At 61.5% G+C, this 15,751-nt stretch carries 15 protein-coding genes; all 15 read left to right on the top strand.

The features are described 5' to 3' along the window. Positions 1-3 precede the first annotated feature (3 nt). The 15 genes from E2I15_RS18205 to asnB (E2I15_RS18135) all read left to right on the top strand — a co-directional run bounded on the left by E2I15_RS18205 (position 4) and on the right by asnB (E2I15_RS18135) (position 15,739). Entirely contained in the window at positions 4-1,098 is a 1,095-nt protein-coding gene (locus tag E2I15_RS18205) for a glycosyltransferase family protein (protein ID WP_137478565.1), read from the top strand. 150 nt (positions 1,099-1,248) lie between these two features. Then, complete coding sequence (locus E2I15_RS18200) at positions 1,249-2,088, top strand: methyltransferase domain-containing protein (protein ID WP_170991487.1); 840 nt, start codon at positions 1,249-1,251, stop codon at positions 2,086-2,088. Further along, positions 2,085-2,654 carry an acyltransferase gene (locus tag E2I15_RS18195; protein WP_137478563.1) on the top strand — a complete coding sequence of 190 codons (570 nt, stop codon included), beginning with the start codon at positions 2,085-2,087 and terminating at the stop codon, positions 2,652-2,654. The genes E2I15_RS18200 and E2I15_RS18195 overlap by 4 nt, the downstream gene beginning before the upstream one ends. After that, positions 2,644-3,495 (top strand): class I SAM-dependent methyltransferase, encoded by an 852-nt coding sequence (locus E2I15_RS18190; RefSeq protein WP_137478562.1) that lies wholly within the window; start codon positions 2,644-2,646, stop codon positions 3,493-3,495. Before E2I15_RS18195 ends, E2I15_RS18190 begins: the two co-directional genes overlap by 11 nt. 3 nt (positions 3,496-3,498) lie before the next feature. Then, positions 3,499-4,428: an NAD-dependent epimerase/dehydratase family protein gene (locus E2I15_RS18185; RefSeq protein WP_137478561.1), complete on the top strand. Its 930-nt coding sequence runs from the start codon at positions 3,499-3,501 to the stop codon at positions 4,426-4,428. Next, positions 4,425-5,609, top strand: coding sequence for a glycosyltransferase family 4 protein (locus E2I15_RS18180; RefSeq protein WP_137478560.1), 1,185 nt, complete (start codon positions 4,425-4,427; stop codon positions 5,607-5,609). The genes E2I15_RS18185 and E2I15_RS18180 overlap by 4 nt, the downstream gene beginning before the upstream one ends. An 88-nt stretch (positions 5,610-5,697) precedes the next feature. Continuing rightward, positions 5,698-7,593, top strand: a complete 1,896-nt coding sequence (asnB, locus tag E2I15_RS18175) for an asparagine synthase (glutamine-hydrolyzing) (protein ID WP_137478559.1) — start codon at positions 5,698-5,700, stop codon at positions 7,591-7,593. Between the two features lie 8 nt (positions 7,594-7,601). Further along, positions 7,602-8,678: a glycosyltransferase gene (locus E2I15_RS18170; RefSeq protein WP_170991485.1), complete on the top strand. Its 1,077-nt coding sequence runs from the start codon at positions 7,602-7,604 to the stop codon at positions 8,676-8,678. Further along, positions 8,675-9,892 carry a glycosyltransferase family 4 protein gene (locus E2I15_RS18165; protein ID WP_137478557.1) on the top strand — a complete coding sequence of 406 codons (1,218 nt, stop codon included), beginning with the start codon at positions 8,675-8,677 and terminating at the stop codon, positions 9,890-9,892. Before E2I15_RS18170 ends, E2I15_RS18165 begins: the two co-directional genes overlap by 4 nt. 138 nt (positions 9,893-10,030) lie before the next feature. Further along, positions 10,031-10,669 carry a winged helix-turn-helix transcriptional regulator gene (locus tag E2I15_RS18160; protein WP_137478556.1) on the top strand — a complete coding sequence of 213 codons (639 nt, stop codon included), beginning with the start codon at positions 10,031-10,033 and terminating at the stop codon, positions 10,667-10,669. A gap of 5 nt (positions 10,670-10,674) precedes the next feature. Continuing rightward, positions 10,675-11,184, top strand: coding sequence for a transcription termination/antitermination protein NusG (gene nusG / locus E2I15_RS18155; protein WP_137478555.1), 510 nt, complete (start codon positions 10,675-10,677; stop codon positions 11,182-11,184). Positions 11,185-11,295: 111 nt separating this feature from the next. Further along, positions 11,296-12,234: a Gfo/Idh/MocA family oxidoreductase gene (locus E2I15_RS18150; RefSeq protein ID WP_137478803.1), complete on the top strand. Its 939-nt coding sequence runs from the start codon at positions 11,296-11,298 to the stop codon at positions 12,232-12,234. Further along, positions 12,231-12,824 carry an acyltransferase gene (locus E2I15_RS18145; RefSeq protein ID WP_137478554.1) on the top strand — a complete coding sequence of 198 codons (594 nt, stop codon included), beginning with the start codon at positions 12,231-12,233 and terminating at the stop codon, positions 12,822-12,824. The genes E2I15_RS18150 and E2I15_RS18145 overlap by 4 nt, the downstream gene beginning before the upstream one ends. Positions 12,825-12,829: 5 nt before the next feature. Beyond that, positions 12,830-13,825, top strand: a complete 996-nt coding sequence (locus E2I15_RS18140) for an NAD-dependent epimerase/dehydratase family protein (RefSeq protein ID WP_137478553.1) — start codon at positions 12,830-12,832, stop codon at positions 13,823-13,825. 42 nt (positions 13,826-13,867) lie between these two features. Continuing rightward, the gene (gene asnB, locus E2I15_RS18135; RefSeq protein WP_137478552.1) at positions 13,868-15,739 is read left to right on the top strand and encodes an asparagine synthase (glutamine-hydrolyzing); all 1,872 of its coding nucleotides are present in this window, start codon (positions 13,868-13,870) and stop codon (positions 15,737-15,739) included. The last annotated feature ends 12 nt before the right edge of the window (positions 15,740-15,751 follow it).

Here is a 15,751-nt window from a genome sequence, read left to right as displayed (position 1 = left end):
CCAATGCGTCTGTTCCAGAATAGTGGTCTCTATCCGTCCTATTTGCCGAGGCTGAACCAGCTCGCGGCAAAGGCGTCAGGTTTCGACGCGCGCCGCGACGTGTTCCTGCATGATCGATTTGGTGCCGCGCATTTTCTCAAGCCCGTGCTCGACGGCGCAGCTGAAGCCTTCTTCACGAATGGCGACGACGAGGTGCTGCAGCGCCAGTGGGCACGTGAGCAGGGCATGAAGGAATCGCCCGCGCTCGAGGCCATTCTGCTCGCGCAGATCGAGCATCACAGGGCCGAGGTGTTCTACAATCTCGATCCGGTGCGCTATCCGAGCGCGTTCGTCGCCAAGCTTCCCGGCTGCGTGAAGAAGACGCTGTGCTGGCGTGCCGCGCCCTCCGGAAATGCCGATCTCACAGCCTATGGCGCGGTGCTTGGAAACTTCCCCTCGATCCTTGAGGCGTGGCGCAGCAAGGGGTGCCGGGCGGAGCTCTTCTTTCCCGCGATCGACCCCGTCATGGAGCAGTACGGTCACGGCGAACGGCCGATCGATGTGGCCTTTGTCGGTGGATATTCGCGGCATCATAGTGCGCGGGGCAGGACGCTCGAACAGGTCGCCGCCCTGGCGGTTGATCGCAAGATCGTGTTCTGCCTCGATGCGTCGCGGCTGACGCGCCTTGCCGAAAGCGCGGTCGGTCGATTGCTGCCGCTGCGCAAGCACCGGCGGCCCGACGTCATCGCGCGAATCGCGAGGTTGCCGCTGTTCGGCAGGGACCTCTACGAGCTGTTCGGATCGGCGAAGGTCGTGCTCAACGGCGCAATCGACATGGCTGGCAACGACCGCGGCAATATGCGCTGCTTCGAGGCGATGGGTTGCGGGGCGCTACTCGTGTCGGATGCCGGCAACTATCCGGAGGCGATGCAGGACGGCGTCACGATGCGCACCTACGACGCTCCCGAGCGGGCCGCCGAGGCGATCTCACGCAGCCTGCAGGATTGGCCTCAATGGGCCGGGATCGCCGCCTCCGGCAGGAGCCGTGTGCAGGAGACCTACAGCAAGGCTTCGCAGTGGGCACAGTTTATCGATCTCGTCGCGCGGATTGAGCCGTGATAGAGCGTTTTCGAGCGAAGTGGGCGCCGGTTCGCGTGAGGAAAACGCGTCAAAACAACAATCTGGAGCCCCGTTCCGATTCCATCGGAACGGAAAAGGCTCTAGACGGTGCACAGGGCCGGCCAGCGGGCGGGCGATCGGGCCGAGATGATGTCTGCAAGTGACTTGATCCACCAGCTGAAATGGGCGGCCGACGGGCTCGCGGTGCCGCTGTTCAGGTTGCGGCCGCGGCCGTTCGGTCCGGGCTATCAGACGGTCAAGCGCGATACCATCACCGCGGCGATCGATGCGGGCCTGCTCCAGGCAGGAAAGGAGCTTCCGCCCGGCTACGGCGTCGCGATGGACGAGCGCGTGGTGGAATATCCCTGGGCCTATGCCCGATTGAACAATGTCGGCAAGATGCTGGACGCGGGATCCACGTTCAACCACGATTTCCTGCTGCAGCGGCCGCCGCTGCGCGGCGCGGATCTCACCATCATGACGCTGGCGCCGGAGAAGCGGTGCTATTGGCACGACGGCTACTCCTATGTGTTCGGCGATCTCCGCAAGACGATGTTCGGCGATCATGTCTTCGACACCGTCGCCAGCATTTCGACGATCGAGCACATCGGCCTCGACAATCAGATGCTGTACACGGGCGACCCGCGCGACGCCGAGACCGATCGCGACGGCTTTGTTCCGGCGGTGCGGGAGTTCAAGCGCGTTCTCAAGCCCGGCGGGACCTGCTTGATCTCGGTGCCGTTCGGCAAGCGCGACAATCTCGGTTGGTATCAGGTGTTCGATCTTGCCATGATCGAGCGGATCATCGAGGCATTCGGTGCGGCATCCTATCATGTCGACTATTTCGGCTATTCGCGGCAGGGCTGGTCGCGGCAGAGCGCCGAGGCGCTCGCCGACGCAACCGTTTTCGACATCCATACCGGCAAGGGGCAGGGCAATGACCTTGCGGCGTCATCGCGCGCCGTCGCTTGCCTGCAGTTGACGGCATGAATGTCGATTACCTGATCCAGCGCCTGATCGGTCGCGCGACTTGCCGGCTGCAGCCGGACGCGGCGCTCGGCCGCTATGCCAGGATCAGAAACATCCGCGGGGATTCCGATAAGATCGTCGTGGGCCGCAATAGCCGCATTCTGGGCGAGCTGTTGACCTTCGCGCATGGTGGCGAGATCAAGATCGGCGAATGGTGCTACGTTGGAGAAGGAACCCGGATCTGGTCGGCGGCCTCGATCGAGATCGGCAACCGCGTCCTGATCTCGCACTCGGCGAATGTTTTCGACAATCTCACGCACCCGCTGCGGGCGGCCGAGCGGCACAAACAGGTCCAGCAGATTTTCACACGCGGGCATCCGAACGATATCTCGCTTGATGAGAGTCCGGTCAGAATCTGCGATGATGCCTGGATCGGCGCGGGTGCGATGGTCTTGCGCGGTGTGACGGTGGGCCGGGGCGCTATCGTCGCGGCCGGCGCGGTCGTGACCAGGGATGTCGCGGCGTTTTCGATCGTTGCGGGCAATCCGGCCGTATTGGTGAGGGAGCTTGGGCCCGATGAACGGTGAGCGCAAGTTTACCACCTGGGAAGACGCGGTGGTCTGGCTGCGCAATCAGCCGGACCAGCGCCAGCTTGTGCTCGATGCATTCTACGACGATCCGCTGGCCGCCGCTGCCGAACGCTATTTCCATAGCTCCGAGTGGCAGGCGGTCGCTTCGCTGCTCGCGGGCCGGTCCGGCGCCGCGCTCGATGTTGGCGCCGGCCGCGGCATTGCCAGTTACGCGCTCGCCCGAACCGGCTTTGCCGTGACGGCGCTCGAGCCGGATCCCAGCGCGATCGTGGGAGCGGCGGCGATCCGTGATCTGGCAGGGCAGACGCAACTGCCGATCCGGGTGGTCGAAGAGTTCTCCGAGCGGCTGCCGTTCGCCGATGCGGCGTTCGATCTCGTCTTCGCCCGCGCCGTGCTGCACCACACGCGCGATCTCGAGGGAGCATGCCGGGAGATGTTTCGCGTGCTGCGGCCCGGCGGCATGCTGATCGCCGCGCGCGAGCATGTCATCAGCAAGGAGGCGGACCTTCCCCAGTTCCTCGCGCAGCATCCGTTGCATCATCTTTACGGGGGCGAGCATGCCTTCCTGCTCGATCGCTATACCGGCGCGCTGACCGCCGCAGGCTTTTCCGCGATCGACACGCTGGCGCCGCTGCAAAGCCCGATCAACCTGTTTCCCCATACGGTGGAGACCCTGAAATCGGCGATCGTGACCAGGTTGACGCAAAGGGTTCCGGTCGCGCCGCTGTGGCGAACCGCGTTTGCGTCACGCTTTGTGTTCGGCTCGCTGCTGTCGATGGCCGAACGTTTCGACAATCGACCGGGCCGACTCTACTCCTTTGTCTGTCACAAGGCGTGAGCGATGATCGTCTGGGTCACCGGCGCGAATGGGTTCATCGGCCGCCATCTCGTGCATGAGCTGGCGGGAGCGGGCCATGCGGTGCACGGCGTCGGGCATGGGGCGCTCGATGCAGCGGAAGCCCGGCGGCTTGGTTTGCAGAGCTGGATCAACGGCGAGATCGACGCGGCCAATCTCAACGCGCTTGCCACCGTCCACGGGCTGCCGGCGCAGATCTTTCATCTGGCTGGCGGATCGTCGGTCGGCATCTCGATCGAGCGGCCGTTCGAGGACTTTTCGCGGACCGTGGCGAGCACCGCGCGGCTGCTCGAATGGCTGCGCGGATCCGCGCCGACCTGCGCCGTAATCGCGGCGTCAAGTGCGGCCGTCTATGGAGCCGACCATGTCGGCCCGATCGCTGAAAGCGCGATCGCAACTCCGATGTCGCCCTATGGGCAGCACAAGTTGATGATGGAGCAATTGTGTTGGAGCTACGCGCAGTCGTTTGGCATCCGCTGCGCAATCGTGCGGTTGTTCTCGGTCTATGGACCCAATCTGCGCAAGCAGCTGCTCTGGGACATCTGCTCGCGGCTGGCGGCCAAGGAGCAGGTGCTCACGCTTGGCGGGACCGGCAACGAAATACGCGACTGGACCGACGTGCGCGATGTCGCAAGGCTGCTCGCAACCGTCGCAGCGCCGTCGTCGCCGGCGGCCTTCCGGGTCATCAATGGCGGGTCGGGCCGCGGGACCAGCGTTGCCGATATCGCAGCCGGTCTCATCCGGCAGTGGGGCGGCAATACCGTTGTGCGGCACTCGGGCGTAAGCCGGCCCGGCGATCCCCTGAGCCTGTTGGCCGACGATGCCGTGCTGCGCCAGATCGGGTTCGATTGGCGCATTCCGCTCGATCGGGGCCTTGCCGATTACGTGGCCTGGTTCAAGGGGCAGGCTTCGTGACGCCCCGCCCGTTGCGGTTCGCGTTCAGTCACATTTCGCGACGGCTTTGGGCCGGCGGCTACAATTATCAGCGCAATCTGTTTGCGGCGCTTGCCAGGTTCCTGCCCGACGAATTCGTTCCGATCGTCTTTGCCGGGAACAGGGCCGAGCAGAATGAGCTCGCGGAGCTTGCCGCAATACCGGGTGTCGAGGTCGTTCGATCGGAAGCGTTCGATGGACAGCCAGGGTTGGCCGCGGCACTCGGGCTTGGTCTGGATCGCGGAGCCGCGGCGGCGTTTCGCGGCGCCGGGATTGATGTCGTCGTCGAGTCGGCACGTTTCTTTGGTTGGCGGCTCGCGCATCCGGCAGTGGCCTGGATTCCGGATCTGCAGCACCGCTCTCTGCCGCAACTGTTTCCAACGACGGCACGCTGGCGCCGCGAGCTTGGCTTTCGCATGCAAATCGCCTCAGGCCGCACCATCATGCTGAGCAGCGAGAGCGCGCTGCGTGATTTCAAGGCCTACTATCCTGGCGCAAGAAACAAGGTCTGCGTCGTTCGCTTCGCGACCGAGCCGCCGGCTGCGTTCCTGAACACCGACCCGTCGGACGTGATCGCGGCATATAATCTGCCGGCGAACTATTTCTACCTGCCCAATCAGTTCTATCGCCACAAGAACCACCGGCTCGTCGTCGACGCCTTGACGATCCTGAAGGGGCGGGCGGTCGATGTGGTGATCTGTGCATCCGGCAGCAAGGAAGATCGGCGCGAGCCGGGCTATTACGATCTGGTCAACTCCGAGATCGAAAAGCGCGGCCTTGAAGCGCACTTCCGCCACCTTGGCGTTATCCCGCTGCCGCATGTCTATGCGCTGCTGCGCGCTTCAATCGCACTGATCAACCCATCGCGTTTCGAGGGCTGGAGCACGACCGTCGAGGAGGCGAAGTCGTTTGGCGTTCCGATGATCCTGTCGGACATCGACGTACATCGGGAGCAGACCGCGGGCAGCGCCCGCTATTTCAGCGTCGACGATCCGGTCGCCTTGGCCGATCACCTGATGCAGGCCGCGCAGCAGGCGCACGGGCCCATCATTCGGAACGTCGTCCCGCACCAGGACGACAACGTCAGCGCGTTCGCAGCGAGTTTTGCGGCGACAATGCGACAGGCCGCAGGTCAGGATGTCGGTGAACCGATCGGAAGATAGGCGTTAAGTCAGCTCGCGCGAGCGCTCCTTCACCCGGTGAGGTTGACGTTCATCGCGTGAACGGGTTAGAGGTGAGCTCGGGCGCCGGATGGGATTTCAAGCCATGGCGGCTCGAATGCGTTTCCTGTCGCATTGTCCACGAAACCCAAGGGATATAGGTCAGTCACTCGTGTGCGGCATATTCGGCCTAGTCGCCAAGAACGGGCTCGTTGATGCTGATCAAGTCGATCGACTGACCGATCTCGTCGCTCACCGCGGTCCGGATGGGCGCGGAGTGAGGGTCAATGGCGCGGTCGGGTTAGGGCACCGGCGGTTGGCCATCATCGACTTGACCGACGACGGCGCGCAGCCGATGCGCGATCGACTGCTCCCGATCTGGATCACCTACAACGGAGAGATCTACAACTATCTCGAGCTTCGCACAGAACTCGAAGCGCTCGGTCACGTCTTTCACACCGCCTCCGACACCGAGGTCTTGCTGGCGGCCTATGTCCGCTGGGGCGAGAAGTGCCTCGACCGTTTCAACGGCATGTGGTCGTTCGCGATTCACGATGAGCGCGACAATACGCTGTTCTGCGCGCGCGATCGTTTTGGCGTAAAGCCGTTCTACTTTGCAAACACGACGACGCAGTTCGCCTTCGGCTCGGAAATTCGCCAGCTGCTTCCCCTGATCGGGCGTTCGATCGCGGACGACGATCTCGTCAGGGATTTTCTCGTCTGCGGTTTGAGCGATCACACCAGCCGGACCTTCTTCAAGGGTATCGAGAAGCTGCCGCCCGGACATAAGTTGCGCGTCGACGTGTCGACGGGACGGATCGAGATCGAGCGCTATTACTCGCTGGCGCCTCGTTCGACTGTGGGGAACGAACAGGATGCGGCCAGGTTACTGGCGGAACTGCTCGACGACGCGACGCGCCTGCGCCTGCGCTCGGATGTTCGCGTCGGAACCTGCTTGTCGGGAGGTTTGGACAGTTCGAGCGTCGCGACGCTGGCCGCAAGGCACTACGCGTCGTCCTCCAATGGTCGTTTCTTTGCCGTCACTGCGGTGAGCGAGCAGGCGGCGAACAACGAGGAAGCGTACGCGGCCGACGTCGTGGAAAAGGCCGAGCTGAACTGGTTGCGCACCAAGCCGAGCTACGAGGATTTCGCATCGACTGCGGAAGCCTTGCTCGAGGTGCAGGAAGAGCCGTTCGCTGGCCCCTCGATCATGATGCAATACGAGGTGATGAAGACGGCGCGCGCGAACGGCGTGATTGTGCTGCTCGACGGTCAGGGGGGCGATGAGACGCTGCTGGGCTATCATCGCTACTATGCGGCGTGGCTCCGCGATCAGCTGGATCGATCCGGTGTAAGGGGATTTTTCTCCGCCTTCCGCGCGGCCACACAGGCCGGCGTTTCGGCTCAACGCTTGCTGATGTACCTGTTTGGCGCCAGCTCGGCGGTGCTAAGGGCCGCATTCTACCGCTGGCGATACGCCTTCCTGAAGAACCCGGACCTGCCGGAGTGCCTCCGCCGTTTTGCGCGGGAGACGAGGGACGCGCAGGAAATGCAGGTACTGGAGATCACGGAGACCAACCTGCCGATGCTACTCCGTTTCGAGGACAAGAACTCGATGCGGTTTGGGATCGAGACGCGATTGCCATTCCTGGATTACCGATTTGTTGAGTTTGCGCTGAGCTTGCCAACGCGCATCAAGTTGAACAACGGGTGGACGAAGTGGCCGCTCCGTACAGCCATGCAGGAGGTTCTTCCGGCCAGCATATCCTGGCGCAAGGACAAGATCGGTTTCGCCGCGCCCGATCAGCTATGGCTCAATCGACACTCGCCTGCGATGTATGAAAAGGTGGCCGGCAGCGCACTGCTTGCCCGGTACGTGGACATGGCTGCGGTGAAGAGGAAATTTCACCGGCTCGACCTCGGAATGCGCTGGCGGCTCTATTGCGTGGCGCTTTGGGCTGAGCGCTTCGGGGTTGAAGCTCCATGAAGATTTGCATGTTGTCGAGTGTCCATTCGGCCGATGACATTCGAATCGTCGAGAAGGAAGCACGGAGCCTCTCCGAGGCCGGTCACGACGTGACTGTTGTGGCGCGATCACCCCGTCCGAGCGATCCAGGTCGCATTGAATTCAAGTTGATCGAGGTGCCGCCCGTTGCACGATGGAAGCGCCCGTGGGTCGCGGGGAGAGCGGCGATTGCGCTCGCCCGGGCGACCGGCGCGGATGTCGTGCAGTTTCACGATCCCGAACTGATACCCTTCGCGCTGTTGCTCAAGAGCCGCGGCTGCAAGGTGATTTACGACGTTCACGAGGATGTGCCGGCAGACATTTATTCCAAGAGATGGATACCTCGGTGGATGCAGCCGATTGTCGCATTCGGTATGGAATTGGTGGAGCGGAAGACGGCGTGTCGGTTCGATGCCATCATCGCGGCGACACCGGCGATTGCGCAGCGTTTTCGTGACTTTGGCGCGGCCGTGACGCTAGTCCGAAATAGCGTTCGGTTGAATGAGTTTATCGAGCCGACTGACAACGCGCCGAGAAAGAGACAAGCGGTCTATGTAGGGCATGTGAGCTTTAATCGGGGGCTTGTTGAAATGGTCGAAGCCTGTGAAGCGGCTCGTTTGCCGCTGGTCCTGGCGGGGAGTATCGGGGTGGCCGAAGCTGACTGGTTGAAGTCGGTGTCTAGTGACGTCGTTCACCGTGGAAAATTGGATCGATCCGAGATCGCTACTCTGCTTAACGAGAGTCTCATCGGACTATGCCTCTTCCATCACGAGCCCAATCACCTTCATGCCATGCCAACGAAGATCTTCGAGTATATGGCTGCGGGAACGGCGGTCATTACCAGCGACTTGCCAAGATCGAAAGAAATCGTCGAGGCGGCCGGCTGCGGATTCTCGGTGTCTCTGGATGACAAAGATGAACTAGTGGAGCGTATCGCATTGCTAGCGGGAGAACCTGAACGAGCGATCAAAGTGGGGCAAGCAGGTAGAGTAGCCGTTGTCAGAGACTACAATTGGCAGCATGATGCGGCCGAACTGAAAAATCTCTACGAGAAGCTCGCGTCATGAACATTTGGCTGCTGCATCCCTTTGCAGGGGGGCCGGCCCTGGGGCGGCATTGGCGTCCGTTCTGGCTTGCAGACGCGTGGCGAAAGATGGGGCATCGGGTGTTGGTGGTCAGCGCCGCCTTCCATCATCTGCACAGGCAGCCGCGCGTACCGGGACCGCAGCGGATCAATGACGTCGACTTCTGGTTTCTGGATACACCGCGTTATGCCGGCGGCAGCCTGGGGCGGCTTCGGAACAACCTGAGCTTTGGGCCGGCTTTCCGCTCGGCAGCGTCTGCAATCGCCGCGCAGTTCGGTAAACCGGATCTGATGATTGCGTCGAGCCCGCATTTGTTCTTCATCTCGGCGGCAGATCAGATCGCGCGGCAGTTCGGTGCCAGGTTCTGGCTGGAGGTCCGCGACCTCTGGCCGGAGAGCATCGTGGCGCTCGGAATGACGCCCGCCTGGCATCCGCTGATGAAGGTGCTCGGCTGGAAAGAGCGCTCGGCCTATCGCGCGGCAGATCGCGTGATCTGTCTGCTGGCCGGAGCTGAAGCCCATATGCGCGCGCGTGGCCTGCCGTCTGGTAAGTTCACGTGGATCCCCAACGGAGTGTCCGACGCTGAAATACAGAGCGCGCTGACGATCGAAAATCTGGCTCACCCTCTGATCGATCGCATCAATCTGTTGAAGCGGCAGGGCAGGCGCGTCGTTCTCTACGCCGGCGGCATGGGCCCGCCAAATGCCGTGGAGGCCATTCTCGACGCGGCTTCCATCCTCGGTAAAGCAAACCCCGAAATCCATTTCGTGATGATCGGTTCAGGCACCTCGAGGGAGGCGTTGAGACAGCGGGCGGCCACGCTTGCCAATGTGGAGTTTCACGATGAAGTCGATCGATCGGTTGTGCACGGCATGCTGCATGCCTCCGATTGCGCGGTCGTGGCCTTCCACAACAACGCGCTCTATCACCATGGCATCAGCCCCAACAAGCTGTTCGACTACTGCCTGTTCGCGCCGCGCAGCGTCATTGCCTGCGAAGAGCGGGCGCTTGCCGGCCTCGAGGATTTGGTGACCGCACGATGCGCGCCGAACGATCCCGGTGCGCTCGCTGCGTCCCTGCGCGCCGCCCTGGATGGTCCAGCGCGTCCACTTGGCGATCGAATAGCTGTCGCGCGGCAATACAGTTATTCAACGCTCGCGGCGCAATATCTGGCCACCCCCTCTGATCGGGCCTGAAGTGTGGCCATTGCGACACATTGGCTTGATTAAAAATTCCTTTGCAATCAGCTAGTTGCGGCGTTCATCGTATGAACGATTTCACTTGACGTTCATTGAGTGAACGCGCTATCAGCCTCTCCAGTGGGGATAGGTGTGATGGCAGGCATTCTACCGACGGATGAGAATGACAGCGACCGACTCGTGCTCGGCCTGCTCACCTCCCTCGAGGCGGATGGTGCGCAATCGCAGCGGCGGATCGCAGCCGAACTGGGCGTCGCGCTCGGCCTAGTCAACGCTTACCTGAAGCGGGCGGTCAAGAAGGGCTTCGTCAAGGTCGGGCAGGCGCCCGCGCGGCGATATGCCTACTACCTCACGCCGCAGGGCTTCTCCGAGAAATCGCGGCTGACCGTTCAATTCCTTTCGGACTCCTTTTCGCTCTTCCGCAAGGCGAAGGACGAATATGGCCGGCTGTTTGAACGCGCGCAGGCGCGTGGCTTCAGGCGGGTTGTGCTCGCCGGACAATCGGACCTTTGCGAAATCGCGATCCTGTGCGCCGTCGACGGGCCAATCTCGATCCTTGCTATCGTTGATCCCGATGCAACCGCGACGCGGTTCATCGGCGTCAAGGTGGTTACCTCCTATGCGCTGGTGGACGAGCCGTTTGATGCGGTCGTTGTGACCCATTTGACGGGCGCTCGAAGTGTATTCGACCAGGCCGTCAGCAATTTCGGGGCAGAGAAAGTGCTCGCGCCAGACCTGCTGGGCTTGCGTCCGAAGCAGTCGCTGGGAGCGTGATCGCCATGGAGTCCGGTTCCCGCTGGTACGTCGTGCGGACACAGGTCAATGCCGAGGCAAAAGCGGCGGCTGGCCTCGTGCGGCAGGGCTTCTCCACATACCTCCCCCGTTATCAGAAGCGCCGCAGTCATGCGCGGAAGGTGGAGTTTGTGCCGCGACCGCTATTCCCGCGCTACCTCTTCGTCGCGATCGACATTGCGGCCCAGCGGTGGCGCGCGATTCAATCGACGCTCGGGGTTTCACATCTCGTGTGCGTGGGAGACCGGCCGGCCGCGGTGGAAAATGGCGTCATCGATGCCTTGAAATCGCGCGAGGATGAAACCGGATTCGTCGCCCTTGCGCGCAGGCCGGCGTTCTCGCCCGGCGACACGGTGCGAATCGTCGAGGGTGCATTCGTCGATAGTCTTGCGCTCGTGGAAGATGCCAGCGATCACCATCGCGTGGCGGTTCTGTTGAACTTGTTGGGCCGAAAGGTTCGCGTTCTCGTCGGGGCGGATCTCATCGCTGCGGCTTGAGTGCGTCTGCCGCCTGGCAGGCGTGATGGATTATTTTTGCTTGGGTGTGACGCTCGATTCACCCCGAGTGCGGTAGCTTGCCTAAATCAGAAGCTCGAAGAGAGGAATTTCATGACGATCTACGCGCTGATCGGTGCCGCCGGCTACATCGCGCCGCGACACATGCGGGCAATGGCCGATACCGGCGGAAAGCTCGCTGCGGCCTACGATCCAAATGACTCTGTGGGAATCATGGACAGCCATTTTCCCGATGCCGAATTCTTTACGGAGTTCGAGTTGTTTGATCGTCATGTCGGTGCGTTGCAGCGCGACGGCAAGAAGATCGACTACATGACGATCTGCTCGCCGAATTACCTTCACGACGCGCACTGCCGATTTGCGCTTCGCTCCGGGGTGGATGCTATCTGCGAAAAGCCGCTGGTCCTCAATCCCGGCGACATCGACGGGCTGGCGGCGATCGAGCGCGATACCGGCCGGCGCATCTCCACCATCCTGCAGCTGCGGCTGCATCCGGCGATCATCGCGCTTCGGGATCGCTTCGCGAAATCACAGAGGCGCCACAAGGTCGAGCTCACCTACATCACGTCGCGGGGACGCTGGTATCACGCCTCCTGGAAAGGTGCCGAGGCGAGATCCGGTGGCGTCGCCACCAATATCGGGGTGCACTTCTTCGACATGCTGAGCTTCGTGTTCGGACCCGCCAGCCGCAACGAGGCGCATCTGCGCGAGGCGGAGCGGGCGGCCGGCTCACTGGAGTGCGAGCGCGCCGATGTCAGCTGGTTCCTGTCTCTGGACCGCAACGACCTGCCGGGCAGCGTGAAAGGCAAGAAGACGACTTTTCGCTCGATCACCGTCGACGGTGAAGAGGTCGAGTTCTCCGAAGGCTTCACCGATCTCCATACCAGAAGCTACGAGGAAATCATCGCCGGCCGGGGCTTCAGCCTGGACGAAGTCCGCCCCTCGATTGATATCGTCTCCACCTTTCGGACGGCGCCGATCGTTCGCAGCAATGGCGTTCACGCGTTTGCCCAGAAGGCGATGCACAAATGAGCGGGATGCGCGAAGATCCGCGCTTTCCGGGCGTATTGATCCATCAATCCAGCTACGTCGACGACGGCGCAGTGCTTGGACGCGGCACCAAGATCTGGCACTTCTGCCACATCCTGCCGCGCACGATCATCGGTGAGAACTGCTCGATCGGTCAGAACGTGATGATCGGCCCCAATGTCAGGATTGGAAACGGCTGCAAGATCCAGAACAACGTCTCGATCTATGACGGCGTCGAGCTCGCCGACGACGTGTTTTGCGGTCCGAGCTGCGTCTTCACCAATGTCAACAATCCGCGTGCCGACGTTTCGAGGAAGGATGAGTTTCGCAAGACGCCGGTCGGGCGCGGGGTGAGCATTGGCGCCAATGCGACCGTCGTCTGCGGACATTCCTTGGGTGACTACTGCTTCATCGGGGCCGGTGCGGTGATCACGAAGGATGTCCCGGCACTTGCGCTGATGGCGGGTAACCCCGCGCGACGAATTGGCTGGATGAGCAGAGCAGGCGAGCGGCTGGGCAGCGATTTGGTGTGCCCGCGCACTCACCGTCGCTATGAACTTCGAAATGAAGCGTTGGTAGAAATTGAGGGTTGAAGAGAATGGACATTCGCGGAAAGAAGGTAGTCGTTATCGGGGGCGCCGGACTGATTGGATCGCATGCGGTCGATCAGCTGACGAAGACCGATGTCGGCGAGATCGTCATTTACGATAATTTCGTACGCGGTACGCATGAAAACCTTGCCGTCGCGTTGCGCGACCCCCGCGTCAAGATTTTCGAGGCCGGCGGCGATATTACCCAGACCGATATCCTCGATGCTGCCCTGAAAGGAGCCGACGGCGTCTTCCAATTCGCGGCGCTCTGGCTGCTGCAATGTCACGAATTTCCGAGGACGGCCTTCGACGTCAACGTCAAAGGAATGTTCAACGTCCTAGACGGCTGCGTCCGCAACGGTGTGAAGCGGCTGGTCTGGTCATCGTCGGCGTCGGTGTATGGCGACGCCGTCGAGGAGCCGATGACGGAAGATCATCCCTTCAACAACAAGAACTTCTACGGCGCCACGAAGATCTGCGGCGAGGCGATGGCTCGCGCCTACCACTTCCGGTACGGCCTCGACTATGTCGGACTTCGCTATATGAATGTGTACGGCCCGCGGCAGGATTATCGCGGCGCCTATATCGCGGTCATCATGAAGATGCTCGATGCAATCGACAAGGGAGAGGGGCCGACGATCCTGGGCGACGGATCGGAAGCTTTCGATTTCGTCGCGGTCGAGGATTGTGCGCAGGCCAATCTTTGCGCGATGCAGGCGACCGCCACCGACCGCTTCTACAACGTCGGTACGGGAAAACGCACCTCGCTGAAGGAGATTGCCGAAAAATTGCTCAACCTCACTGGCTCCAACCAGCCCGTCAACTACGCGCCCCGTAGTCAGGCGACGCTGGTTCGCAACCGCATCGGCTCGCCGAAGCGCGCGCAGGAGGAGATCGGCTTTACCGCCGCAATCGACCTGGATGAGGGCCTGCGTCGGCTGATCGACTGGCGGAAGCAGCACATCGATCAGGTCGAGCAGCGTCGTGCAAAAGCACAGATCTGAACTCGCGGACCTGAATTCGTTGAATAGATCGGCGAGCGACACATGTGCGGCATAGCCGGAATTCTGCACCGCGACGGGCGACCCGCTTCGATCGCCGCGCTGACCGCGATGACAGACGTCATCGCGCATCGCGGGCCGGACGGCCAGGGGCAGTACTGCAACGGTCCTGTCGGACTTGGTCATCGGCGGTTATCCATTATCGATTTGACGGACGCGGCGCGTCAGCCGATGGAGACGCGCGACGGCAGGTTTGTGCTGACCTACAACGGGGAGATTTATAACTACAAGGAACTAAAGCTCGAGTTGTCGTCCCGAGGACACACGTTCAACTCGTCGGGCGACAGCGAGGTCCTGCTCCAGGCGTTTGCCGAGTGGGGGCTCGATGCCCTGCTCAAGTTCAACGGCATGTTCGCGTTCGCAATCTGGGATACCAAAGAGCGCAGGCTGACCATCGCACGCGATCGGTTTGGCGTGAAGCCGATCTACTATGCAGAGATCAACGGCACGTTCCTGTTTGCCTCGGAGCACAAGGCATTCCGAGCATTTCCCGAATACGTCTCCCGCCTGGACGTCGAGGGACTTGCTGAATACCTTTCATTTCAAAACTTCTTCACGGATCGCACGCTCTTTTGCAACGTGAAGCTCCTGCCGGCGGGCTGCTACATGCAGCTGGATCAGACCAGAAAGAAGGCCGAGCCGGTCCAGTATTGGGATTTTCATTTCGAAGAGCCTGAAGGCAATATCGGCGAAGCCGATGCGCTCGACGAACTCGACCGGCTGTTTCAACAGGCGGTCAATCGGCAGCTGGTCAGTGACGTCGAGGTTGGGTCGTACCTCTCCGGTGGAATGGATTCCGGTTCGATCACTGCGCTGGCTGCCGCGCAATTGCCGTTCATGCGAACATTCACCGTGGGCTTCGACCTTAGCTCTGCCTCGGGCGTCGAGCTTGGCTACGACGAACGCTCGAAAGCCGAGTACATGTCGTACCGCTTCAAGACCGAGCACTATGAAATGGTGCTCAAGGCCGGCGATATGGAGCGTGCTCTGCCGACCCTCGCCTGGCATCTCGAGGAGCCGCGCGTCGGACAGTCGTATCCAAATTTTTACGCGGCGAAGCTGGCCTCGAGGTTCGGCAAGGTCGTCTTGAGCGGGACGGGAGGAGACGAACTGTTCGGCGGGTATCCCTGGCGATACTACAGGGCCGTGGTGAACGATGACTTCGACCACTACGTCGAGAAATATTTCGGCTTCTGGCAGCGCATGGTTCCGAGCGGAACGCTTCCGCGATTGATGGCTCCGGTGTGGAGCAATGCGAGCCGCGCGTCGCCGATCGAGATTTTCCGGAGCGTCTTCAAGGACCACGCTCCGCAGCTGACGCGTCCAGAGGATTACGTCAATCACTCGCTTTATTTCGAGGCCAAGACGTTCCTTAACGGGTTGCTTGTGGTCGACGACAAGCTTGCAATGGCACACGGGCTTGAGAGCAGGGTGCCGTTTCTCGACAACGATCTCGTCGATTTCGCAATGAAGCTTCCGGCCAAATTGAAGCTCGGAAACCTGACCGAGGTTGTTCGTCTCAACGAGAACGAACCAGGCGGCAAGGCGCAGCGCTATTACGAGCGCACAAGAGACGGCAAGTTGATCCTGCGCAGGATGATGAGCCGGCACATTCCTGAAGAGGTTGCCGAGCGCGAGAAGCAGGGTTTCTCCGCACCGGATGCAAGCTGGTTCAAGGGCGAGAGCATCGACTACGTCAAGCGCAGGCTCTTCAGCAACAGCGCCCGCATCTACGATCTGGTCGACCGGAAGACCGTCCATTCACTCGTCGACGATCACCTGGAGGGGCGCGAGAACCGGCGGTTGCTGATCTGGTCCCTACTCAATCTCGAGCAAATCATGGAAAGCTACTTTTAGTCACGTGCAAAT

Origin of the sequence: Bradyrhizobium sp. BR2003, assembly GCF_009720285.1 — a bacterium.
In the GTDB taxonomy this organism is placed as follows: domain Bacteria; phylum Pseudomonadota; class Alphaproteobacteria; order Rhizobiales; family Xanthobacteraceae; genus Bradyrhizobium; species Bradyrhizobium elkanii.
This window is presented reverse-complemented; position numbering and strand designations above follow the sequence as displayed.

What these genes read in the sequence shown, in the direction of transcription:
- E2I15_RS18185 (WP_137478561.1), top strand. Translation starts at nt 3,499, where the DNA reads ATGATCGTCTGGGTCACCGGCGCGAATGGGTTCATCGGCCGCCATCTC.
- E2I15_RS18190 (WP_137478562.1), top strand. Translation starts at nt 2,644, where the DNA reads ATGAACGGTGAGCGCAAGTTTACCACCTGGGAAGACGCGGTGGTCTGG.
- E2I15_RS18170 (WP_170991485.1), top strand. Translation starts at nt 7,602, where the DNA reads ATGTTGTCGAGTGTCCATTCGGCCGATGACATTCGAATCGTCGAGAAG.
- E2I15_RS18150 (WP_137478803.1), top strand. Translation starts at nt 11,296, where the DNA reads ATGACGATCTACGCGCTGATCGGTGCCGCCGGCTACATCGCGCCGCGA.
- asnB (WP_137478559.1), top strand. Translation starts at nt 5,698, where the DNA reads ATGGGATTTCAAGCCATGGCGGCTCGAATGCGTTTCCTGTCGCATTGT.
- E2I15_RS18140 (WP_137478553.1), top strand. Translation starts at nt 12,830, where the DNA reads ATGGACATTCGCGGAAAGAAGGTAGTCGTTATCGGGGGCGCCGGACTG.
- asnB (WP_137478552.1), top strand. Translation starts at nt 13,868, where the DNA reads ATGTGCGGCATAGCCGGAATTCTGCACCGCGACGGGCGACCCGCTTCG.
- E2I15_RS18200 (WP_170991487.1), top strand. Translation starts at nt 1,249, where the DNA reads ATGTCTGCAAGTGACTTGATCCACCAGCTGAAATGGGCGGCCGACGGG.
- E2I15_RS18160 (WP_137478556.1), top strand. Translation starts at nt 10,031, where the DNA reads ATGGCAGGCATTCTACCGACGGATGAGAATGACAGCGACCGACTCGTG.
- E2I15_RS18205 (WP_137478565.1), top strand. Translation starts at nt 4, where the DNA reads ATGCGTCTGTTCCAGAATAGTGGTCTCTATCCGTCCTATTTGCCGAGG.
- E2I15_RS18165 (WP_137478557.1), top strand. Translation starts at nt 8,675, where the DNA reads ATGAACATTTGGCTGCTGCATCCCTTTGCAGGGGGGCCGGCCCTGGGG.
- E2I15_RS18195 (WP_137478563.1), top strand. Translation starts at nt 2,085, where the DNA reads ATGAATGTCGATTACCTGATCCAGCGCCTGATCGGTCGCGCGACTTGC.
- nusG (WP_137478555.1), top strand. Translation starts at nt 10,675, where the DNA reads ATGGAGTCCGGTTCCCGCTGGTACGTCGTGCGGACACAGGTCAATGCC.
- E2I15_RS18145 (WP_137478554.1), top strand. Translation starts at nt 12,231, where the DNA reads ATGAGCGGGATGCGCGAAGATCCGCGCTTTCCGGGCGTATTGATCCAT.